At 63.7% G+C, this 22181-nt stretch carries 21 protein-coding genes; 12 read left to right on the top strand and 9 right to left on the bottom strand.

The features are described from left to right. Positions 1-106 precede the first annotated feature (106 nt). A complete protein-coding gene (locus E7813_RS11820; protein WP_291574049.1) occupies positions 107-1801 on the top strand; it encodes a GMC family oxidoreductase N-terminal domain-containing protein in 1695 nt (564 codons plus the stop codon). An 83-nt stretch (positions 1802-1884) separates the two neighbouring features. Here the strand turns inward: E7813_RS11820 and E7813_RS11815 are convergent, their stop codons facing one another. The 5 genes from E7813_RS11815 to E7813_RS11795 form a co-directional block, all read right to left on the bottom strand. After that, positions 1885-2757 (bottom strand): MBL fold metallo-hydrolase, encoded by an 873-nt coding sequence (locus tag E7813_RS11815; protein ID WP_291574047.1) that lies wholly within the window; start codon positions 2755-2757, stop codon positions 1885-1887. A 64-nt stretch (positions 2758-2821) separates the two neighbouring features. Then, positions 2822-3583 (bottom strand): ABC transporter ATP-binding protein, encoded by a 762-nt coding sequence (locus E7813_RS11810; RefSeq protein ID WP_291574045.1) that lies wholly within the window; start codon positions 3581-3583, stop codon positions 2822-2824. Next, complete coding sequence (locus tag E7813_RS11805) at positions 3564-5369, bottom strand: branched-chain amino acid ABC transporter ATP-binding protein/permease (RefSeq protein WP_291574043.1); 1806 nt, start codon at positions 5367-5369, stop codon at positions 3564-3566. The genes E7813_RS11810 and E7813_RS11805 overlap by 20 nt, the downstream gene beginning before the upstream one ends. Continuing rightward, positions 5369-6223 (bottom strand): branched-chain amino acid ABC transporter permease, encoded by an 855-nt coding sequence (locus tag E7813_RS11800; protein ID WP_291574041.1) that lies wholly within the window; start codon positions 6221-6223, stop codon positions 5369-5371. The genes E7813_RS11805 and E7813_RS11800 overlap by 1 nt, the downstream gene beginning before the upstream one ends. A gap of 4 nt (positions 6224-6227) precedes the next feature. Then, positions 6228-7436 (bottom strand): ABC transporter substrate-binding protein, encoded by a 1209-nt coding sequence (locus tag E7813_RS11795; RefSeq protein ID WP_291574038.1) that lies wholly within the window; start codon positions 7434-7436, stop codon positions 6228-6230. A 307-nt stretch (positions 7437-7743) separates the two neighbouring features. On the opposite strand from E7813_RS11795, the gene E7813_RS11790 reads away from it, so the two are divergent. The 4 genes from E7813_RS11790 (at position 7744) to E7813_RS11775 (ending at position 11702) form a co-directional block, all read left to right on the top strand. After that, on the top strand, positions 7744-8079 hold the full coding sequence (locus E7813_RS11790; RefSeq protein ID WP_291574036.1) for a carboxymuconolactone decarboxylase family protein: 336 nt from the start codon (positions 7744-7746) through the stop codon (positions 8077-8079). Between the two features lie 2 nt (positions 8080-8081). Beyond that, positions 8082-9029, top strand: a complete 948-nt coding sequence (locus tag E7813_RS11785) for an NAD(P)-dependent oxidoreductase (protein WP_291574034.1) — start codon at positions 8082-8084, stop codon at positions 9027-9029. A gap of 97 nt (positions 9030-9126) precedes the next feature. Then, positions 9127-10623: an aldehyde dehydrogenase gene (locus E7813_RS11780; RefSeq protein WP_291574032.1), complete on the top strand. Its 1497-nt coding sequence runs from the start codon at positions 9127-9129 to the stop codon at positions 10621-10623. 20 nt (positions 10624-10643) lie between these two features. After that, complete coding sequence (locus E7813_RS11775) at positions 10644-11702, top strand: TauD/TfdA family dioxygenase (protein ID WP_291574030.1); 1059 nt, start codon at positions 10644-10646, stop codon at positions 11700-11702. Between the two features lie 8 nt (positions 11703-11710). On the opposite strand, the gene E7813_RS11770 is transcribed toward E7813_RS11775, so the two are convergent. Next, a complete protein-coding gene (locus tag E7813_RS11770) occupies positions 11711-12445 on the bottom strand; it encodes an SDR family oxidoreductase (protein WP_291574028.1) in 735 nt (244 codons plus the stop codon). A 22-nt stretch (positions 12446-12467) separates the two neighbouring features. Then, complete coding sequence (locus E7813_RS11765; RefSeq protein WP_291574027.1) at positions 12468-13499, bottom strand: LacI family DNA-binding transcriptional regulator; 1032 nt, start codon at positions 13497-13499, stop codon at positions 12468-12470. 215 nt (positions 13500-13714) lie between these two features. Here E7813_RS11765 and E7813_RS11760 point away from each other — a divergent pair, with 215 nt between their 5' ends. The 7 genes from E7813_RS11760 to E7813_RS11730 all read left to right on the top strand — a co-directional run bounded on the left by E7813_RS11760 (position 13715) and on the right by E7813_RS11730 (position 20899). Further along, the gene (locus E7813_RS11760) at positions 13715-15016 is read left to right on the top strand and encodes a sugar ABC transporter substrate-binding protein (RefSeq protein WP_291574025.1); all 1302 of its coding nucleotides are present in this window, start codon (positions 13715-13717) and stop codon (positions 15014-15016) included. A 63-nt stretch (positions 15017-15079) separates the two neighbouring features. Further along, on the top strand, positions 15080-15967 hold the full coding sequence (locus E7813_RS11755) for a sugar ABC transporter permease (protein ID WP_291574023.1): 888 nt from the start codon (positions 15080-15082) through the stop codon (positions 15965-15967). A 7-nt stretch (positions 15968-15974) separates the two neighbouring features. Then, positions 15975-16802, top strand: coding sequence for a carbohydrate ABC transporter permease (locus tag E7813_RS11750; RefSeq protein ID WP_291574022.1), 828 nt, complete (start codon positions 15975-15977; stop codon positions 16800-16802). Between the two features lie 8 nt (positions 16803-16810). Beyond that, entirely contained in the window at positions 16811-17827 is a 1017-nt protein-coding gene (locus tag E7813_RS11745) for an alcohol dehydrogenase catalytic domain-containing protein (protein ID WP_291574021.1), read from the top strand. Beyond that, the gene (gene ugpC, locus E7813_RS11740) at positions 17827-18900 is read left to right on the top strand and encodes a sn-glycerol-3-phosphate ABC transporter ATP-binding protein UgpC (protein WP_291574019.1); all 1074 of its coding nucleotides are present in this window, start codon (positions 17827-17829) and stop codon (positions 18898-18900) included. The genes E7813_RS11745 and ugpC overlap by 1 nt, the downstream gene beginning before the upstream one ends. Beyond that, a complete protein-coding gene (locus E7813_RS11735) occupies positions 18897-19865 on the top strand; it encodes a PfkB family carbohydrate kinase (RefSeq protein ID WP_291574018.1) in 969 nt (322 codons plus the stop codon). The genes ugpC and E7813_RS11735 overlap by 4 nt, the downstream gene beginning before the upstream one ends. Further along, the gene (locus tag E7813_RS11730; RefSeq protein WP_291574016.1) at positions 19862-20899 is read left to right on the top strand and encodes a tagatose 1,6-diphosphate aldolase; all 1038 of its coding nucleotides are present in this window, start codon (positions 19862-19864) and stop codon (positions 20897-20899) included. Before E7813_RS11735 ends, E7813_RS11730 begins: the two co-directional genes overlap by 4 nt. A gap of 57 nt (positions 20900-20956) precedes the next feature. Here the strand turns inward: E7813_RS11730 and E7813_RS11725 are convergent, their stop codons facing one another. Continuing rightward, positions 20957-21328, bottom strand: a complete 372-nt coding sequence (locus tag E7813_RS11725) for a VOC family protein (protein WP_291574014.1) — start codon at positions 21326-21328, stop codon at positions 20957-20959. A gap of 254 nt (positions 21329-21582) precedes the next feature. After that, positions 21583-21777, bottom strand: coding sequence for a hypothetical protein (locus tag E7813_RS11720; protein ID WP_291574012.1), 195 nt, complete (start codon positions 21775-21777; stop codon positions 21583-21585). Between the last annotated feature and the right edge of the window lie 404 nt (positions 21778-22181).

Raw genomic sequence — 22181 nt, 5'->3', positions numbered from 1 at the left:
GCGCGACCTTCAGCAAGGCGGCGGCCCCGCGCCGGCAACGGGTGTCGTGACTGGAACGCCGGGGTGCGCTAACGTCCCGGCATAAACAAAAAAGGGAAACGCCGAAGTGTACGACAAGATCATCGTTGGTGGCGGCTCGGCAGGCTCGGTCCTGGCCCACCGGCTCTCCGCCAGGAGCGCCAACAAAGTCCTTCTGTGCGAGGCGGGTCAGGACACGCCGCCCGGCAACGAGCCGGCCGAAATTCGCGACAGCTATCCGGGCACGGTCTATTTCGATCCGCGCTTCCATTGGACCGAGCTCAAGGTGACGACCCAGGTCGTCAGCCACAACAACCCCGGGCAGGATCGCCCGCCGCTGCGCAAGTACGAGCAGGCGCGCGTGTTGGGCGGCGGCTCCTCGATCAACGGCCAGTTGGCCAATCGCGGGGCGCCGACCGATTACGACGAATGGGAGGCCCGCGGCGCCACGGGCTGGAGCTGGAAGGAAGTGCTGCCCTATTTCAGGAAGGTCGAGCGCGACCTCGATTTCGACGGGCCGTTCCACGGCAAGGATGGCCGCATCCCTGTCCGGCGCATCCCGCAGGAACACTGGACCCGGCACGCGCAGGCCGTTGCCGAAGCCTGCAAGCTCGCCGGTTACAGGTTTCTGCCCGACCAGAACGGCGAGTTCGCCGAAGGCTATTTTCCGGTGACGCACTCCAATCAGACCGAGCAACGTGTTTCGGCAGCGATGGGCTATCTCGATCGCGAGACGCGCAAGCGCGCCAATCTGACGATCTCGACCGACACGCAGGTCAAGGAGTTGCTGTTCGAGGGCACCCGCTGTGTTGGCGTGAAGGCGCTGGTCGGCGGCCGTGAACAGGAATTCCGCAGCAACGAGGTAATCCTGTCGTCCGGCGCGATCCATTCGCCGGCGCATCTGCTCCGCGCCGGCATCGGGCCGGTCGGGCACTTAAAGGAGATGGGCATTCCGGTTCTGATGGGCCTTGAGGGTGTCGGGCAGCGACTGATGGATCATCCCTCGATCTCGCTGTCGTCCTTCATCCGGCCCGGCGCGCGCATGAACGAGCACACCCGGCGGCACATCCATGTCGGGCTGCGATACTCCTCGGGCCTGCCGGGCGTGCCGATGGGCGACATGTTCGTTGCGGTCCTCGGCAAGTCGGCCTGGCACGCCGTGGGCAAGCAGATCGGCTCGCTGCTCACCTTCGTCAACAAGACCTACTCCGAGACCGGGCAGGTGAAGCTCGCCTCGCGCGACCCGGGGGCGGAGCCGATCGTCGAGTTCAACCTGCTGTCCGACCGGCGCGACCTCGACCGCCTGATGAGCGGCTTTCGCAAGATGGCGGCGCTGCAGATGAGCGCGCCGCTCAAGGCGGTAACCGACAAGCCATTCCCGGCCTCGTACTCCGACCGCGTGCGCAAGATCGGCGTGGTCAATACCAAAAACAAGATCCTCACCGCGATGGCCGCAGCGCTGATGGATGGGCCGGCGGCGCTGCGCCACTACATCATCGATACTTTCGTGGTCGAAGGGTTCACCTTCGACCAGGTCATGAGCGATGACGAAGCGCTGGAAGCCTTCGTCCGCAAGGCCGCGATCGGTGTGTGGCACGCCTCGTGCTCATGCCGCATGGGCCGGCCGGACGATCCGATGACGGTTGTCGATACGCAAGGGCGCGTCAAGGGAGTGCAGGGCCTGCGCGTGGTCGACGCCTCGATCTTCCCCGTGGTGCCGTGCGCCAACACCAATTTTCCGACGTTGATGACGGCGGAGAAGATTGCCGATGCGATGCAGTGAACGGTCACTTCTCCCTCCCCCCGCAAGCGGGGTGAGGTGACCGAACCTTCATCGGCCCAGCGTGAACCCAACGTTATCGCGCTCTACGCATCGATGAAGTCGAACGCATCCTGCCGGCGCACCACGCGGGCGGTGGAGGGCGAGGGAAAGTGCGCCGTGCACATCAGCGTGGAGGTATCGCAGAAGCGGCCGAACAATTCCCGCCGCGACTTTCCGGCTTGTCCGGAGTCGTAATCCGCCATCATGCCCAGTTCGGGATAGCGCGCCTGCAGCGGCGAGTGAATCATGTCGCCGGTAATGACGGTATCGGCGCCGGGCTTGCCGACCTGGACGGAATAGTGGTCGATGGTGTGACCGGGGGTCGGGATCAGCGTCACGAGGTCGTTGAACGCGTGCGCGCTCTTGACGATATCGACGCGATTGGCGGCCACGATCGGCAGCACGGAATCGGTAATCCACGGACACGCGGCCGGGTCGTCCTGCTGGCGCTTGGTCCAGAACGCCAATTCACGGTCGGCGAACACGTAGCGCGCCTTCGGGAAGGTCGGCACCCACCGGCCGTTCTCGAGCCGCGTGTTCCATCCGACATGGTCGGTGTGCAGATGCGTGCACATGACGAAATCGATATCATCAACGCCAAATCCACTTGCCGCCAGATTCTTCTCGTAGCGATCGGAACTCATCATGTTCCAGAAGCTCCGCGTCGGTCGCGGCTTGTGGTTGCCGACGCAGCTATCGATCATGATGGTGTGGTGAGGTGTCTGCACGATGTAGCTCTGGATGCAGAGCATGAGCCTGTCCTTGTCATCGAGGAACCTGGGCCGCAGCCAACCCCGGTTCTCGTCGAGCAGCTCTTTCGTGATGGTTGGGAAAAATTGCATCGCCTCGAAGAAGGGACCCTCCTGTTCGATGATGCGGTGGATCGTGGTGTCGCCGATTTCGATCTTGGTGGACAAGGGAAACCTCCGTCTTTCGTGTCAATCCAGCGCGCAACGAGAATAATCGAATTGCCATCGCACCCTAGATTTTTGATTGGGCATGATCTCCGGGCAAGCGACCGCCGGTCGCCAGATAAGCGTGCTCCAGCCGGTCGGGCAGGTTGGCCGCGCCGGTTTCGGATTCCAGCACGATCGATCCGCGCGCGAGCGCATAGACCCGATCGGCGACCGCCAGCGCCTTCTCGATCAACTGCTCGACCAACAATACCGCGGTCCCGCCCTCGCGCAGCCGCTGCACCACCACCAGCACGCGATCGACCAGCACCGGCGACAGGCCGGCCGAAGGCTCGTCGAGCATCAACAGGCGCGGCCGCCGCACCAGGCCCTGCGCCACCGCCAGCATCTGCTGCTGGCCGCCGGACAATGCGGCGGCGCGCTCCTGGCGCTTGGCCGCGATTTCGGGGAATAGCGCCAGCGCCTCTTCGACGCGCGCAACGCGCTCGCGGCGCGGCAGGTCGTAGACCGCCAGCAGCAGGTTGTCGAGCACGCTTAGCTGCGTAAACACCCGATGCCCTTCGATGACATGCGATAGCCCCGCCCTGACGGTCTCGCGCGGGCTGCAGCCGGCGAGATCGCGGCCGCCGAAATGCACGCGTCCCGACCAGGGCAATAGCCCCGACACCGCGCGCAACAGCGTGGTCTTGCCGGCGCCGTTGGGGCCGAGCAGGGCCACCACTTCGCCCGCGCCCACCTTGAGATCGACGCCGCGCAGCACGCCGATCTTGCCGTAGCCGGTCGAGAGGCCGGCGATATCCAGCAGCGGATCAGGCGCCGAGATAGGCATTGACCACCTCCCGATGGGCGCGGATTTCGGCCGGAGTCCCCGCCGCCAGTATCCTGCCGAGGTTGAGCACGGTGACGCGATGGCAGATGTCGAAGATCAGATCGGGATGGTGCTCCACCACAAGCACGCCGGTACCGGCCCGGGCGATCGCCAGGATGAGCGCGCCAAGCCGCTCGATCTCCTCGGCCGAGAGTCCGGCTGCCGGCTCGTCGAGCAGCAGGAAGGCCGGGCGCAGCATCAACGCGCGAGCGATCTCGGTGAAGCGCAACTCGCTGTGCTGCAGCCGGTCGGCGCGCACGGCGGCGAGCCGCTCCAGCCCGACCGCCGCCAGCGCCAGCATGGCGGTGTCGCGCAGCATGGTTTCGTCGCGTCGATGGCGCGGCAGCGACAGCAACGATTCGACGAACGTGCCCTTGCCGTCGATGGTGCCGCCGATCATGACGTTCTCCAGCACCGACGCGGAGCCGACGATGCGCGGGGTCTGGAATGTTCGCGCAATCCGCATGTTGGCGCGCACATGGCGCACGAACGGCGGCAGCACGGCGCCGTTCAGCCTGATCGCGCCGCGCTGCTGCGCGTAGTAACCCGAAATGACGTTCAGTGTCGTGGTCTTGCCACTGCCGTTGGGACCGATCAGTCCATGCACCTGGCCGGGATGGATCTCGAGGTCGAGCCCGTCGATCGCCCGCACCCCGCCGAAGCTCAGGTCCACCCGTTCCAGCGTCAGGGCGCCGGCATTGGGCGGCGCGTTGAGCAGCGGTTCGAGCAATTCGGGCCGCGGGATGATCGCACGGTCGCTCTCGAGCGGGCGGCGATTCCTGAAATCGAGGATCTCGGCAATTCCGCCGGGGATCACCAGCACGATGACGAGCAGCAACACCGCATAGAGAAATGTCGACCACGCGACCAGCGGTGCGGCAAATTCCGGCAGCACGGTCAGAAGAATCGTGCCGAGCAGCGGTCCGAGAATCGAGCCGCGCCCCCCGATCAGGATGGCGATGAAGAACAGGATCGACAGGTCGAGCGTGAACGCGTCCGGCGTGATGTAGGATTGCAACGCGGCGAACAGGCCGCCGGCAACCGCGGCGACGGCACCGCTGAACAGGAACACCGTCGCCAGCAAAGCGGGTTTGGCGATGCCGCTTGCTTCCGCCGCTACCTCGGCATCGCGGATCGCGGTGAGCGCGCGGCCGAAACGGCTCGCGGCGACATTCGCCGTCATCCATGTGCAGATCGCGGCCAAGCCAAAGCAGAAATAGTAGAAGCCCCACTGGGAGGCGAAGGGCTCGGGGAAGATCGGTCCGGCAACGCCGACGCCGCCGCCGGTCACGCTCTGCCAGGCCAGCGCCACTTGCGTTACGATGGTGGCGAAGCCAAGGGTGGTGATGGCGAAATAGAAGGTGCGCAGCCGCAGCGCCGGCAGGCCGACGATCAAGCCGAAGATGGCGCCGACCACCGCGGCAATCGCCAGCGCCAGATAGGGCGGCAATGCCGGCGTGACGTTGCCGGCCACCAGAACGCTGGTGGTGTAGGCTCCGAGCGTGAGCAGCGCCACCCAGCCGATCGCAATCTGGCCGCCGAATCCGACGACCAGGTTGAGGCCTGACACCAGCACCCAGTAAACGCAGGCGCGGGTCGCGATCACGCCCCAGTAGCCGCCGCCGAACAGCGGGAACAGGATGCCTAAAAGCAGCAGCGCCAGGAAAGGCAGCGCCGCGCCGGATGGGCTCGCGGAGCCGGTCGCATTCGGGCGGCTCAGGCGCGATGGTGTTGCCTCCATATCCATCAAACGCGTCGTTGCAGGGTTGCGCCGGCGAGGCCTTCGGGGCGGGCCAGCAGGACGATGATGAACACCGTGAAGACCGCCACCGAGGCGAAGATGCCGCCCACCAGGAAGTTGGCGGCTTGTTGAAACAATCCGAGCAGGAGGCCGGCGACGACGGCGCCGCGGTTATTGCCCATGCCGCCCAGCGCGACCGGGACAAATCCATAAAAGGTCAGCATCGGCGCATTGGCAAAAAAAGCCAGCAGCATTTCGCCGCCGGCAAAACCGGCGAGCGCGCCGATCGCGCCTGCGAGCGCAAAGCTCGCCATGCGCAACGAGCGTTCCGGCAGGCCGAGTGCCCGCGCGGCAAAGTTGTCCTCGGCGATCGCCAGAAAGGCGTGGCCGACCAGGGTGCGGCGATAGAGCAGTTCGAGGCCGACGATCACCGCGGCGCAAGCGAGCATCGGCAGCCAGAACTTCTGATCGAATCCACTTGCGATGTCGAACAGCCGCGGAAACGGCTGCGGCTCGGTGCTCCATTCGATCGCGGTGAACTGCTGGATCATCAGCGCCAGCGCCAGCGTGGAGAGCACGTAGAGGTGCTGGTCGAGGCTCTTGAGCACCGGCCGCACCGCAACGATCTCGGTGACGATGCCGAGCACCGCGCCGCCGGCCAATGCAAGGAGGAAGCCGGCGGCGACCGGCATGCCCATCCGGGCGATAAACAGCGAGCCCAGCACGCCGCCAATCATCCCCAGCGTGCCAGCGGTGAAGCTGAACACGCGTGAGGCGGAGAACATCACATTGTAGGTGATGGCGATGAGTGCGTAGATGCAGCCGACCGCCAGCCCCGTCGAGACGATCGACTCGACCATCGGCTCAAGCGCCGTAGCCGGGAGCTAGATTGAACGCGCCGTCCTTGAGCGAATTGGCCTCGACCATCACCACCTCATTGTCCGGGTAGCCGTCGTGCTTGTCGGCGGTGAAGGCGATATCGCCGTAGACGCCCGGAAATTCCTTGAGCTTGTTGAGGTAGCCGACGATCTGTTCCGGCTCGGTGCCGACGTTCTTCATCGCCTCGGCGATCATCCGCGGGCTGTCATAGCCGAGCGCGATCCACCACAACAGCGTATCGCCCATGTCGATCTTGGCGCTCTTCAGGCGGTCGACGAACGCGCTGGTGCGATCCGAAAGCTTGCCGCCCGCGGCGTAGCAGACGGGGCGGAAATTGTTCGGATACACCTTGGCCCAGTATTCCGGCTTTTCCAGCAGCGCCTTGGTCTGGCCTGAGCCGAGCGTGGTCTGGCCGACGATCGGCACATCCCATCCCATCTGCCCGCGCGTGTTGATGATGCGCGACAGGAAGCCGGCATTGACGCTCCAGGGCATGATCGCTTCAGCTCCCGCCGACTGCATCCGCAACAGCTCGGGCTTGAGGTCCGGATTGGCGGCGTCGACGTTGCCCTGATAGACGACCTCGGCGCCGGTGGCCTTGAGCATCGGCACGTAGGCGTTGACCGATGCGGTGCCGTAGCCGGTGGTATCGCTGATCACCGCGACTTTTTTACGTTTGAGCACCTCAACCACGTAGCGGTGCGCGGCGCCGCCGATCTGCTGGTTGGTGGGCGCGTTGCGGAAGCACATCGGATATTTCTTCGGATCGGTCAGGGTGTCAACCCAGCAGGGATGGATCTGCGGCGTGTTGGCGCGCGCCAGCAGCGGCACCACCGCGAGCGACTCGCCGGAATTGACCGGGCCGAAGACCACGCTCACCTTCTGCCCATGCGTGAGCTCGGCAGCGCCGTTGACGGCCTTGGTCGGATCGCTTTGGGTGTCGCGGGTGATCAGCTCGAGCTGCCGCCCGCCAATGCCGCCGGCCGCGTTGATCTCCTGCACCGCCAACTGGATTCCGCGGTTGATGCCAACCCCGGTGGACGATGACGGGCCGGTCAGCGCCGGCAGATACCCGACGGGAATCGGGTCGCTGTTGGCGATGGCCGGTGCGGGAAAGCCCGAGGCTAATGCGGCGGCGCTGACGGCAGATCCCGCCAGGACTTGACGACGCGTAACGCGCAGATTGGTCGACATCGTGGTTCCTCCCATGCAAGCTGTTTGATTGGCCCGAGTTATTTTTATCGGCCTTGGCCACAGCATAGCCCCGGGCGCGCCGGTTTAATACCGTGCCCGGGCGATTTTTTCGGGCGCCATGTCCTGGATTTTTGGGCGTCCCCTGATCAAGCGCCGACCCGGGGAGGGCGCGCCGCATGCGCCTGCCAGCTCGGCGGTTTGCGCTGGTCGACACTCCCGGCCGGCGATGGTAATGAGACTTTAGTCTTTGCTTCAACGAAAACGGCCGCGCCACGACGCGGTATTCAAAAAGACAGGGGAGAGACGCATGGCCAAGGCACCGCCTTCCGCCAAACGCGACCGCATCAAGGCGTTTACGCCGGCACTGGTCGATTACACCAACGACGTGATTTACGGCGACCTGTGGGAGCGCAAGGCTCTCTCCAAGCGCGACCGCAGTCTCATCACGGTGGCGGCACTGGTCGCGACCTACCGGCCGGAGCAACTGGTGTCGCATCTGTCGCGGGCGATCGCCAATGGCGTCACGCAGGAAGAGATCACCGAAGTCATCACCCACATGGCATTCTATGCAGGCTGGCCGGCCGCGATGTCGGCCGCCCAGGTCGCCTACACGGTGCTGGTCGAAGGCGACAAGGGGCAATGACGATGACCAAGGACGTTGTCGTCGGCTTCATCGGGCTCGGCACCATGGGTGGCAAGATGGCCACCAACATTCTCAAGGCCGGCTACAAGGTCGTGGTGCATGACTTGCACCGGCAATCGGCAGGGCATCATTTGCAGGCGGGCGCTGAGTGGGCGGATACGCCGCGCGCGCTGGCCGAGAAGTCGGACGTGATCTTTACTTCGTTGCCGGAGCCTACGGATGTCGAGCGCGTCGCACTCGGGACCGATGGCCTGATCGAAGGGGTTAAAAAGGGCGCGGCCTATTTCGATCTGTCGACCAACGCTCAAAGCGTCGTGAAAAAGATTCACGAGGCGTTTGCCGCCAGGGGCGCCGACATGCTCGATGCGCCGGTGAGCGGGGGGCCGTCCGGTGCCGCCTCGCGCAAGATGGCGATCTGGGTTGGCGGCGACAAGGCCGCCTTTGACAGGTACAGGCCCGTGCTCGACGCGATGGGCGATCGCGCGGCCTATATCGGGCCGATCGGCAGCGCGACGGTCGCCAAGCTGGTGCACAACATGTCGGGCTATGCGATCACCTGCGCGCTCGCCGAGACCTTCACCATGGGCGTGAAAGCCGGCATGGACCCGGTGGCACTGTGGGAAGCCGTGCGCCAGGGTGTCGGCGGCCGCCGCCTCACCTTCGACGGCCTGCTCGATCAGTTCCTGCCCGGCCAGTACGATCCGCCGAACTTCGCGCTCAAGCTCGCCACCAAGGACGTCAAGCTCGCGACCGAGCTCGGACGCGAGCTCGGGGTGCCGATGCGCATCTGCAACCTCGCTTATGCCGAGATGAGGGAAGCCTGCAACCGCGGCTGGGAGGGACGCGACTCCCGCGCCGTGATGCTGCTCGAGCAGGAGCGCGCAGGCGTCAAGATCGCGGCCGATCCGGAGCGCGTGAAGCAGGCGGCCGAACGCGCGAAATCCGGCTGATGGCTCTTCCGCAGTCGCGGTCGCATAACGATCTTATGTACGTGCAAAACAAAAAGCGGCTTCGCAGCAAGCCAGGGTGTGATCAAGGAGACCGGTCATGAATATAAACACAAAACCTCCGCGTCGTTTCGCCAACTATGTCAACGGAAAGGACCAGGATGGTCGGCAACGCGAGACGTTCGAATCGACAAACCCGACTACCGGCGCCGCCTTTGGCAGCTTCGTCGAATCGAGTCCCGCCGATGTCGATGCCGCGGTGCAAGCCGCACGCGCGGCATTCGACGGCCCGTGGCGGAAGCTGTCGCCAACCCGTCGCGGCCGGCTATTGATGCGCTGGGGCGATCTGATCGCCGACAACGCGGAAAAGATCGCAACGATCGAGACCGAGCAGAACGGCAAACTGATCGGGGAAATGCGCCTCCAGGCGCGCGTCGTGCAGGACTGGCTGTATTATTTCGGCGGTCTGGCCGACAAGATCGAGGGGCGGGTGGTCCCGCTCGACCGCACCAGCGTCCTCAACTACACCGTCAACGAACCGCTTGGCGTCGTCGCCGCCATCGTTCCGTGGAATTCGCCGACGTTCCTGACCATCATGACGGTCGCGCCGGCGCTTGCGGCCGGCAACACAGTGGTCATCAAGCCCTCCGAAGTGACCTCGGCGTCTGCGATCGAACTCGCAAGGTTGGCCGAGCAGGCCGGTATTCCGGAAGGCGTCATCAATGTCGTAACCGGCGGACGTGCGGCGGGCGAGGCGCTGGTCGACCATCCCTTGGTCGCCAAGGTGTCATTCACCGGCAGCGACAGCGCCGGGCGGGCGATCGCCGCTCGCGCCGGACAGCGGCTGGTCAGCTGCATGCTCGAACTCGGCGGCAAGAGCGCCAATATCGTGTTCGATGACGCCGACCTCGACCAGGTCGAAGCCGGCGTGCTCGCCGGAATTTTCGCGGCGGCGGGGCAAACCTGCGTTGCCGGTTCTCGCGCCTACTTCCAAAAGGGCATCTATGACCGCCTCGTCGGCCGGCTCATCGAACGGGCCGGCAAGATCAGGGTCGGCGATCCCTTGAAGGCAGACACACAAATGGGCCCGGTGGCGACCGCCGCGCAACTGGCCAAGGACGAAAGCATGGTCGCGCGCGCGGTCGAGGATGGCGCCAAAATCCTGGCCGGCGGGCAGCGACGCCGGGTCGAGGGGCTGGATGGCGGCTTCTTCTATGCGCCCACGATCCTCGGCAATACCAAGCCCGACGCCTTCATCATGCAGAACGAAGTGTTCGGGCCGGTGCTCTGCGTCACGCCGTTTGAGACTGAAGAGGAAGTCCTTGCACTGGCGAACGGCACGCGGTTCGGTCTGGCCGCCGGTCTTTGGACGGCCGATCTGCGCCGCGCGCATCTGATGGCGCGCGGTCTGCAGGCCGGCACCGTCTGGATCAACACCTATCGTGCAATGGCGTTCAATTCCCCGTTCGGCGGTTTCAAGAACAGCGGCATCGGGCGGCTGAACGGAGCAGAAGCGATCCAGAGCTTCCTGCAAACCAAGAGCGTCTGGTGCGAACTCAGCCGCGACGTCCAGGATCCGTTCGTGCTCAAGGCCTAGAAGCTTTCGGGAAAGCAGCCATGCTAACCAGGGTGAATCTTCCTCCCGGCCGGATCGACATTCCGTCCGCCTGGCGCGGCGAAGAGATGGCGGCGCATCCGGACCGCTGGCTGATACACCTCAAGGCCGGCGAAATTGCCGAGCTTGAGCATGCCGCGCAATCGTATCTGGCCACCACGCATGAAATCGGCGAGATCACGCAAGAAAAATTCCCGCTTCCGCGGTTCGGCGTCCATCTGGCGAAGCTCAGGGAAAAGCTGATCAACGGCATCGGGTTCGAGGTGATACGCGGCCTGCCGGTCGAAAACTACAGCCAGCAGGTTGCCGCCACCATCTTTTGCGGCGTCGGCGCCCATCTCGGATCGGCGCGGTCCCAAAACGCGGCCGGCCATATCCTGGGTCATGTCCGCGATATCGGCGCCGACGCGATCAATCCCAACACCCGCATCTATCAGACTTCCGAGCGGCAGACCTTCCATACCGATTCTTCCGACGTTGTCGGGCTATTGTGTATTCGCGAGGCGATGCAAGGCGGCGAATCCCTGCTGGTCAGCACGGCCGCGATCTATAACGAGATGCTGCGCCGGCGTCCGGATCTGGCGGCGCTGATGTTCGATCCGATCGCAACCGACCGGCGAGGCGAAGTGCCGGAGGGCCAAAAGCCATACATGGAAATCCCGGTGCTGAACTGGCATGCGGGTTTCCTGACGGGTTTCTATCAGCGCCAGTATATCGACAGCGCGCAGCGCTTTGCCGACGCGCCGCGATTGACGCCGGATCGGGTCGAGGCGCTGGATCTGTTCGATACGCTCGCCAATGACCCGCTGTTACATTTTGGCATGCAGCTTCAGCCGGGCGACATGCAGTTCGTCTACAATCATGCGCTGCTGCACGACCGCACCGCCTTTCGCGACTGGCCGGACGCGCGCCAAAAGCGGCATTTGTTGCGTCTGTGGCTGAGCATGGCGGGCGACCGGCCGCTGCCCGATTGCTTCAGGCAGCGCTACGGTTCTATCGAGATCGGCAATCGCGGCGGCATTATCGTTCGGGATACCAAACTCAACGTGCCCCTGGACTAGGGACCGCTCTATCCGGCCAGAAACCCGCCATCGACGGCGACAACCGTCCCGGTGGCGTAGCTTGAGGCCGGCATGCACAGGAACGCGACCGCGCCGGCAACATCGGCGGGCTGCCCCCAGCGCTTGAACGCGGTGCGCTCGGCGATGCCGTCGTAGTGAACCCGGTCCTGTCGGCCCGCCTCGTTGATGGCGGTTTCGATATAACCCGGCGCTACCGCATTGACCCGGATTCCTTCCGGCGCCCACGAAAGCGCCAGCGCCTTGGTTAGCATCACGACGCCGCCCTTGCTGGCGCAATAGGCCGGGATCCGCGGCAGCGCCAGCGTCGCATTCATCGAAGCGATATTGACGATCGAACCTTTGGTTTGTGCCAGCAACGGCCGGAACGCCAAGCAGGTGCGAAACGTGCCGGTGAGATTGACGTCGAGCACCTTCATGAAGGTGGCAATCTCGTACTCCTTGTCGCGGGCCAGGATGCCCGCGCAATTGACCAGCGCATCGACGCGCCGATGGCTTTTCGCGAAAGCCTCAACCGCTGTATCGCTGGTGATATCGAGCGGTCGAATGGTCAACCCGGCGCGCGGACGAAGTTGCGAACGCCGGGTCGCGGCCTCGTCCACCGCTGTCGCGGTGACGGTTGCGCCCAGGTCACAGAACAAGTTCGCGATCGCGGCACCGATGTCGCCGGCCCCGCCGATCACGGCGGCATGGAAGCCGGGAGGAAACGAAAACAAGGAAGTCATCCAAATCGATCCTCTGGTTGCTTCAAGAGCGCGGCGGCGCGGTCGATTCCCGGACGATCAGCGAATAATCGACCTCGTGGTGCATGATGGTTTGCTCGCCGGCGAGGTGCCGCACCAGATATTCGCCGGCGCGCTGCCAGGTTGAGCCGGTCGGTACCTGGATGGTGGTAAGACTTGGCCTCAGGTGTCGGCTCCAGTCCAGATCGTCGAATCCGACCACCGACAGATCGCGCGGTATGACGTAGCCGCTACGTTCGGCTTCGAGCAGCACGCCATAGGCGATCACGTCGTTGCCGCAAAGCAGCGCGCTTGGCCGTTCGGGCAAGCTCAGCAGGTATCTCGCCGCTTCGCGTGCATCGTCGAGCGTGTAGGGGACCTCGACGAGCCATTGCGGCGGCAGCTTGATTGCGTTTTCGGACAACGCGCGGCGAAAGCCCTCGACCCGCGCGCTGGCGCGATCGTTGTTACGCTGCAGCGCCGAGACGATGCCGATTCTGCGGTGGCCGAGTTCGACCAGATGCAGGGCCGCACGATGGGCCGCCGCTTCATTGTTGGTGCCGACGCAAGGGTAGGGACGATCCGGCCGATAGACCCCGACATTGATAAAGGGAATGGCGTTATCGGCGAGCATCTTCCGCAAGGCGTCGTGATGACAGTCGCCGCGCAGCACCAGACCGTCGATGCCGCGGCTAACGAGGTTGCGCGCCTGCTCCAGTTCGGCATCGAGATCGTAGCCGTTGGTCGTCAACAGCAGCATGTAGCCCACCGACGACAGATATTTTTGCAATGCTGCGATACCGCGCGCAAACATCGTGTTGTCGATCGTCGGGATGATGGCGCCGAGCGTGCGGGTGCGCCGCGACGACAACGCTCGTGCCGAGGCATGTGGAATATAGCCGACCGATTTCACCGCTTCGGCGATCCGCGCGCGCAGTTCGGCGCTGACGGAGTCCGGGCTGTTGAGCGCGCGCGACACCGAGGCCGTCGAGACGCGCGCGCGCCTTGCCACCGCCCGTATGCCTTGCTTCGACCGCCCGCCGGAGTGCGTTTCCACGATGCCGCCCGATCCAGTTTCTTGTAACGTTACATACAAAAGCATGGAGCCGTTTGCGCGGTTTGTCCAGCGGGAAATCGCCACCCTGTCTCGCCTGACGGATATAGCTTCGATTAGGAGGTTGGCTTGACAGCGCAAGAGCCCGGCGTACTATGTAACCGTTTACATAACCGATCTGGCCTAACCAGACGCGTGGACGCAACAGGGAGAAACGCATGTCCGGAAACAAATTTGCGACGCGGGTCGCGGTTACGATTGTCGCGCTTGCCGCCGTCTCGAGCGCGGCCGGCGCCGCCGATTTCGACTGGAAGAAATTCCAGGGCAAGACCGTCACCTTTCTCGCCAACAACAATCCGGTGTCGCAGGCGCTTCTGACCTACAAGGGCGATTTCGAAAAGCTGACCGGCATGACGCTCAAGGTCGATGGCTACCAGGAGCAGCAGATGCGCCAGCGGCTAGTCACCGTCATGAACGCGCACAGCGACGAAGTCGACGTGTTCATGACATTGCCGTCACGCGAGGGCCAGCAGTTCGCCGCGGCCGGCTGGTACGGCGATCTTTCGGCCATGGCGAAGGACGAGGCGGCAAAGGACTACGACTATGCCGGTCTCAGTCAGGCGTTGCTCAAGGCCGGCACCTTCAACGGCAAGCTGACCAGCATGCCGATGAACATCGAGGGACCGATCTTCTACTATCGCACCGACATCTTCAAAAAATGCGGCGTCGACAAGCCGGCCACCATCAAGGACGTCGAAGCCGCGGCACAAAAGATCAAAGCGTGCGACCCCACCATCACGCCGTTCGTCTCGCGCGGTCTCAAGCCGGCGCTGGCCTATACCTTCAGCAACATGCTGCACAACATCGGCGGCAGCTACATGGCCAATGGCAAATCAAATCTTTGCTCGCCGCAGAGCAAGGAGGCGCTGGACACCTATAGCCGCCTGCTGCGCGACTATGGCCCGCCGGGCGTCGTCAATTACAGCTTTCAGCAGATATCGGCGCTCTATCGAACCGGCCGCGCCGCGATGTCGTTCGAATCCTCCAACGAGTTGCGGACGGTGATGGAAGGCGGCGAGCGGCTCAAGGACACCGGCCTCGCGCCGTTTCCTGCCGGTGAGGCGGGGCAGGTGCCGACCGCCATCGGCTGGGGCATGGCCGTCTCTGCCTACAGCAAGCAGCAGGACGCCGCATGGTATTTCGTGCAGTGGGCCACCAGCCCGGAGATTCAAAAACGCATGGCGGTGCAGGGGATCGCGCCGCCGCGTCCCGCCGTTGCCAATGACCCTGAATATCGCAAATGGATCGACGAAGAACCGGTGCGCAAGCAATGGCAGGCGGCGCTCGATGTGCTGGCGACCAAGGGGTCGTCGGAGGTCGGTTATCCCATCGTCGCCAATCCTGAATCGCGCGATTTCATCGGGCAGGCGGTGCAGGACCTGGTTCTCAAGCAAAAGACCGTCGATCAGGCCTGCGCGGACGCCGACAAAGGCCTCGACGCACTGATTGCACAGAAGTAGGAAAACCCGGTTGCCGTCACGGCAACCGGTCCTTCTGAACCGTCATACCTGGACCGTGTTGCCATGGCATACGCCGCAAACGCTGTTACGCCGGACCGGCAGCGCGCCGAACTCGTCGCGCTGTCGGCGCCTGCGGTGGCGTTTACGCTGGCCATGATCGCCTTTCCCGTCGTCTATACCGTCTGGCTTGGCTTTCACGCGTTTTCGTCGACGGGCACGCAGTCGTTCGTCGGTCTTGGCAATTATTCGAAACTGGTCGCGGACAATGAATTCTGGCACGGCCTTTGGGTGACGCTCGCGCTCTACGTTCTCTCGCTGGTCCTGCAACTTTTGCTGGGAACCTGGCTGGCGCTGCTGCTGTTTCACGCCAAGCGCCTGCCGGGAGTTGTCCGGTCGCTGTTTATCTCGCCGTTCATGATGCCTCCGGTTGTCGCGGGCCTGATGTGGCTGGTGATCCTCGATCCTTCGATCGGCGCGGCCAACTACATCTTGCAGCGCATGGGATTGCCGCCATCCGACTGGCTGGCGTCGCCGATCTGGGTCATTCCGACAGTGGCGATGATCGACACGTGGCAATGGGCGCCCTATGTCGCGCTGATTATCCTGGGCGGGCTGCAATCGCTGCCGCCAAGCGTCTACGAGGCCGCGCAGATCGACGGCGCGTCGGCGTTCAAGACATTCAGGCGCATCACCTTGCCGCTGCTGTTGCCGACGATCGTCACCGCCACGATCCTGCGCAGCGTCGATCTGTTGCGCTTTTTCGACATCATCTACATCACGACGCAGGGCGGGCCCGGCAATGCCTCCAACACGCTCAATATCTACGGCTTCCGCGTCGGGTTCGAGTTCTTCAACATCGGCTATGCCAGCGCATTGATGCTGACGCTCACCGCGATCGTGTTCGGGGTCGTGCTCGCATTCAATCGCCTGCGCGGCGCGGTGGCCTGGTGAGCATCAGATGACCGGCACCCCGTTGAGCGAGTCCTGGATAAACCGACTCAATATCGTGCAACTGGTCCTTGCCGGCTTCCTCATCATGGTGCCGACGGCATGGATGGTGCTGTCGTCGTTCAAGCCGTCATTCGAGGTCACCGCCTATCCTCCGACGCTGGTGTTTTCACCGACGCTCGAGAACTATGTTCAGTTGATGAGGACGACGCCGTTCTTCTCCTATGCCGTCAATAGCCTGATCGTGACGCTGGGATCGGCGGGACTCGGGCTGCTGTTCGGAATTCCCGCGGCCTTCGCCGTTTCATGGACCCGGATATCCTGGCCGGCGATCCTGACGCTGGCGGCGCGCATGGCGCCCGGCACGCTGTTCCTGCTGCCGTGGTACGTGATGTTCCGGCAGGTCGGCATGATCGGCTCCTACACGGCGCTGATCCTCAGCCATGCCGTGATCACGCTGCCGATCGTGATCTGGGTGCTGCTTCCGTCTTTCGACAATATTCCGCGCAGCATCTTCGAGGCCGCGCAGGTCGACGGTTGCAGCATCACGCGCATCCTCTGGAAGATTGCGCTGCCGCTGGTGGGCTCCGGCGTCGCGGTGGCCGCCATCCTTTCGTTTGTATTCTCGTGGAATTACTTCCTGTTCGCGCTGGTATTGTCGAACGGCGACAGCAAGACATTGATCGCGGCGGCCTTCAATTTCGTCGGCGAAGGGTCGACCCAGTGGGGAGCGCTGATGGCCGCCGCGACGCTGATCGCGCTGCCGCCGCTGATTCTCGCCTCGATCGTGCAGCGCTGGCTGGTGGCGGGACTGACGCTTGGCGCGGTGAAAGGCTAGCTGCAACGATGACAACGGTAGCGATCGATCGAGCCAATGCGACGATGGAGGCGGCCGTATTTCACGGCGGCGAACGCATCACCATCGAGCGCGTGAGAATCCCCGACGTGAGCGCCGGCGAAGTGCTGGTGCGTGTTTCCCGCACCGCGTTGTGCGGCTCGGACTTCAAGCTGTGGCACAAGGGCGCGGAATTTACCGCGGGCCACGAAATCTTCGGGTTGGTGGAACAGCCCGGCCATTCGATGCATGGCCGGCGCTGCGTCGTCTACATCCCGCTTCACTGCGACCGCTGCGCGGCCTGCCGCCGCGGCGATACCCAGATGTGTCTCGAAGTCTCCAGCCTGATCGGCTGGAACCGGCCGGGTGGCTATGCGGATTATCTGCCCGTTCCGGAGAATTGCCTGCTGCCGGTGCCCGACGACATCGAAGACAGCCTGGCGCCGCTGCTATTGGATACGATCGGCACGTCGGCGCACGCGGTTCGTTTTGTCAGTCGTGTGGTGCCGCCAAAGGACGCCGGGCCGGTGCTGGTGACAGGCGCCGGACCGGTCGGGCTTGGAGTGATCCTGGCGCTAAAGGACGCGGGCTTCGACGATATCCATGTTTCCGAGCCCAATGCCCGACGGCTCGCAATAGCCACGGCGTTCGGCGCGAAGCCGCATCCGGTCGGCGATACGTCGAGGCGTTTTGCGCTGATCCTGGAATGCTCCGGCTCCCACGCGGCGCGCAATCTCGGCATCGAAGTCGTATTGCCACGCGGCGCGCTGGTGCTTGTCGGCGAAAACGCGGCGCCCTGGACCATCGAGGAAGGCAAGGTCTTTCGCCGCAAGGACTTTTACATGATCCGGACGTTCTATTTCCCGATCGGCGACCTCGAGGCCAACACGGCGCTGCTGCGCCGCTACAAGGACGAATACCGCGTCCTGGTCGATGGCGAGTTTGGGCTGCAGGAGTTGCCGCAAGGCTTCGCGCGGTTTGCGGCCGGCGAGTTGATCAAGCCCGTGCTGGCGCCGGAACGACGCTGATGGCCGCTATTTCAATCCGCAATGTCGTCAAGCGCTACGGCAACCTTACGGTCGTTCCCGATCTCAGTCTTGAGATCGCGGACCACGAATTCGTGGTCTTCGTCGGACCGTCGGGATGTGGAAAATCGACGCTGCTGCGCATCATCGCGGGCCTCGAGCCGATCACCAGCGGCGACCTCTTCATCGGCGACAAGCGCGTCAACGGCGTGCCCGCCGCGCAGCGCGACATCGCGATGGTGTTCCAGGATTATGCGCTGTATCCGCATATGCGCGTTTACGACAACATGGCGTTTGCGCTTGAACTGCGCGGCATGTCGAGGCCGGAGATCGACGCCCGGGTGCGCCAGGCCGCGGCCCTGCTGCATATCGAGGCCTATCTCGATCGCAAGCCCAAGGAACTCTCCGGCGGCCAGCGCCAGCGCGTCGCCATGGGCCGCGCCATCGTGCGCAATCCGAAGGTGTTCCTGTTCGACGAGCCGCTGTCGAACCTCGATGCGAAATTGCGGGCGCAGGTGAGGGCGGAGATCAAGTCGCTGTCGCAACAGTTGAAGACGACGATGGTTTTCGTGACCCATGACCAGATCGAGGCCATGACGATGGCCGACAAGATCGTGGTCCTGCAAGGCGGTATCGTGCAGCAATACGACACGCCCGAGGCGGTTTACGAGAGGCCGGCGAACCAGTTTGTGGCCGGCTTCATCGGCTCGCCGACGATGAATTTCTTTCCGGTCGAATTGCGTGGCGAGGTCGCGACGTTTTTGAACGGCGCAACTGCGCCTCTCGATGCAGCACTCCGTGCCAGACTGAAATCGGCTGCTGGCAGCGGTGTGGTCGGCGTACGGCCCGAGCATTTCGAGGTCGTTCCCTCCGGCGCTTCCGGAATTGCCGTGCAGATCAAGCTGGTCGAACCGCTCGGGTCAGACACCCTGATCCATTTCGAAATCGCGGCAACCCCGGCCATCGCACGGGTCGATCCGTCGCTGAAGCCGAAAGTGGGCGAACGGGTGTTTCTGCTGCCGAAGGCGGACAAGATTCATTTGTTTGACGCGGCGACTGGTCGGATCTTGCCATGAGCCGCCGCGCAACGCCTTTGGCGCAGAAGCAAGGGGTCGCACCGGGCGACCTGATAGCGCGCGCGGGCAAGACGCTGGTAATTTGTCTCGGCCTCTCCGCGCTCGACCAGATTTGGCGGGTGCCGGAGCTTTTCACGGGCGGAAACCAGAAGATCAGGAGCCTCGAATACGCCACCATGGGCGGCGGAATGGCTGCGACCGCAGCAGTGGCAGTCGCCCGGCTCGGCGGGATCGCCGCCTTTTGGGGACGCGGCGGCAAGGATGCCGCCGGCCACGAGATGCACAAGGCGCTTTCCAGCCAGGGCGTCGATGTCACGCAATTTCGATTATTCCCGGATGGTCAATCGTCGGTGTCAGGCGTCGTGGTCGATGCCGCCGGCGAGCGGCAGATCGTGAATTTCCGCGGACAATTTCCCGAGCAGGCCGATTGGCTGCCGCTCGAACAGGTTGAAACCGCCTCGGCGGTTCTGGCCGATCCCCGCTGGCTTGCCGGCGCCGTGGCATTGTTCAGGACCGCCCGCTCCAAATCGATTCCGACCGTTCTCGATGCCGATGTCGCCGATCCCAAGACGTTCGAGACGTTGCTTCCGCTGACCGATCACGCGGTATTCTCCGAGCCTGCGCTGACCGGTTTTGCCGGTTCGGCGGATGAGGAAGCTCTGGCAAGGATCACGGACTTCGGCTGCGGCGTGGCTGCGGTCACGCGCGGCGCCAAGGGCGTCGCGTGGCTTGAGAACAACATCATGCGCCACCAGCCGGCATACCCGGTCGACGCCATCGATACCACCGGCGCGGGCGATGTCTTTCACGGCGCCTATGCCTTCGCCATCGGTGCGTGCCTGAAGGCAACCGATGCGATGTCATTCGCCGCCGCGGCTGCCGCGCTCAAATGTACCAGGGCAGGCGGGCGCGCCGGCATCCCGACGCTTGAAGACTGTCTTGCATTTCAAAGGAACGGCAAATGAGAACGATCGGTAAAACACGGGGTCTGGCGCGGCTTGCGGACGCGGAGGGTCATTTTCGCATGGTGGCGCTCGATCAGCGGCCGCCGATGTTCGAGGCGATCGCGCAGGCGAAAAAGATAACCAAGGATCAAGTGACCTATGCCGACGTGACGGCGGCGAAGCGGCTGCTGGTCAAGGCGCTGGCGCCGCATTGCAGTTCAATGCTGTTCGATCCGAATTTTGCCGTGCCGGCCGCGATCGATTTGATGCCGGCGCGTTGCGGGCTGATCATGACGCTTGAAGAGCACAGGGTCGAGGAAACCGCCGGCGGCCGCAAGTCGCGCGTGATCGACAACTGGAGCGTCGCCAAGATCCGCGCCATGGGCGGCGACGCCGTCAAGGTGCTGGCGTGGTACCGGCCGGAAGCTGACGCCGCCATCAATGCGCATCAGCACCGGTTCGTGCGCGAGATCGGCGATGAATGCCGGCGCAACGACATTCCCTACGTGCTCGAGCTTCTGGTCTATCCCTTCCTCGGCAGCGCCAATCACACCGCCGACTATGTCGAGTCTCCTGGCAAGTTGCCGTCGCTGGTGATCGAGAGCGTGCGCGAATTTGCAAAACCGGAATATGGCGTCGATCTGCTGAAGCTCGAGAGCCCGCTTGCGGCTAATGCCCTGCCACCCCGTGACGGCAGTCTGGCGGCGGATGCCGCGCAACGGGAGTTTGATGCCATCGGGGAGATTTGCAGCGAACGCGGCATTCCCTGGGTTTTGCTCTCGGGGGGTGCGGCGCGTGACAAATTCGAACGCGTTCTCGACTATGCCTATGCGGCGGGTGCCGGCGGCTTCCTGGCGGGACGCACGATATGGCTCGACGCGGTGCGCATGCATTTTCCGGACCTTGCGGCGGTTTCGGCTGCGTTGAACAAGGAAAGTGTTGCGACCCTGAACAGCCTCAGCAAGTTGACCAAGGAACGGGCGCATTCATGGCAGCCTTGCTTCCCGACCTTCGACCACGTGCAAAGGGAAGGGGATTTTGCCCGCGCCTATTGATCGAACGGGAGAGCGTCGCGATCGCCGGATGTTTGCCGCGTGGGTTCTTGCAAAGGATCAGGAACCCGCCTTGACCTCCAGTAGCTCGATCCGGTTTCCAAAGGGGTCGTCGACGAAGATGCGGTCGTAGCCTTCCAGCGGCACGTCATGTGCGACGGCATATCCGGCTTTTGTCAAAGCCGCGGTCAGGCTTGCGAGGTCTTCCACCAGCAATGCTGGATGCGCCTTGCGCGCCGGCACGAAATTCGTTTCGACCCCGAGGTGGATCTTCAACTCGCCATCCTCGAACCAGCAGCCGCCCCGCGCCGCCAGATCGGCCGGCTTCTCGGATTCCGGGATGCCAAGGATATCCCGATAGAATTTCCGGGCGTCGCTCTCTCTGCCGGCCGGCATCGCGAGCAGGACGTGGTCCAGCCGGCGAACACGCATCTGTTTTTCTCCCTTGGATCAGGCCTTCTGTTGCCCCAGGTGAGATTGGGCACGACGTTTCCCCAGACCGCAAAGTCCGGCTTGCCACCCCCCAGCAGTCCCACCATGTGCTTGACGACGGGGACCGACAACGGCGTCAACGCCGCCCAGCGGACCGTCGATTTTTGCAAATGGCGTGCGGACGCCGGCGGCCAGCCAGATATTTTCGCTCTGATGCGGCGGATCGGTCATGCGGGCAAGCACTTCCGGTCAGGTTATTTCTTCGCGCGCGCATCGCGCTCCCGGACAAGCTTTTCCAGCTCGTCGCTCTGTTGGGCGATCCGCTCCGCCGTTCTCTCTTCGTCCTGAGCCCCGGACGATCCGGCCGCCTGCTCGACAAGCTGCCGAAGATTGTCCCTGAGAATTGCAATTCGATCGTCGAGTTCCGCAAGAGATAGTGTGCCGTTCATCGCCGTTTCTCCAGTCCATATGCCATCAATACCAGCTCGAACCTGCTATATCACAGATCAGGCGGCAAAGGGCGGATCCAGGGGACGCCGCCTTCTATTCCGACGAGGCCGGTGTCGCGTTGGCGTAAGGCCATGCGCCCACTAGTCATTTCTGAATTTCAGAATTAAACTTGACAGCGGACCCAAATCAAATCTATACCTTCAGATGTCCCGTCCCACAGAGGGGCGTTGCGCAACGTCATCAACGCGGGGCGGGATGCGGTGGACGCGTGAGGTGCCAAAGACGAGTGGCGCCGGCGCGGACGGCGAAGTCGTGTGGTCCTGACACCCCGACGCTGGTGTCAAGTCGGCGGAGTTATCCGCCGGCGACGGTGGCAACAAAGCCCGGTCACCGGGGAGAGCGC

Origin of the sequence: Bradyrhizobium sp. (assembly GCF_004799405.1) — a bacterium.
Taxonomy (GTDB): domain Bacteria; phylum Pseudomonadota; class Alphaproteobacteria; order Rhizobiales; family Xanthobacteraceae; genus Bradyrhizobium.
The sequence above is the reverse complement of the archived record's forward strand: the minus strand, read 5'-3'. Positions and strand labels throughout refer to the sequence as shown.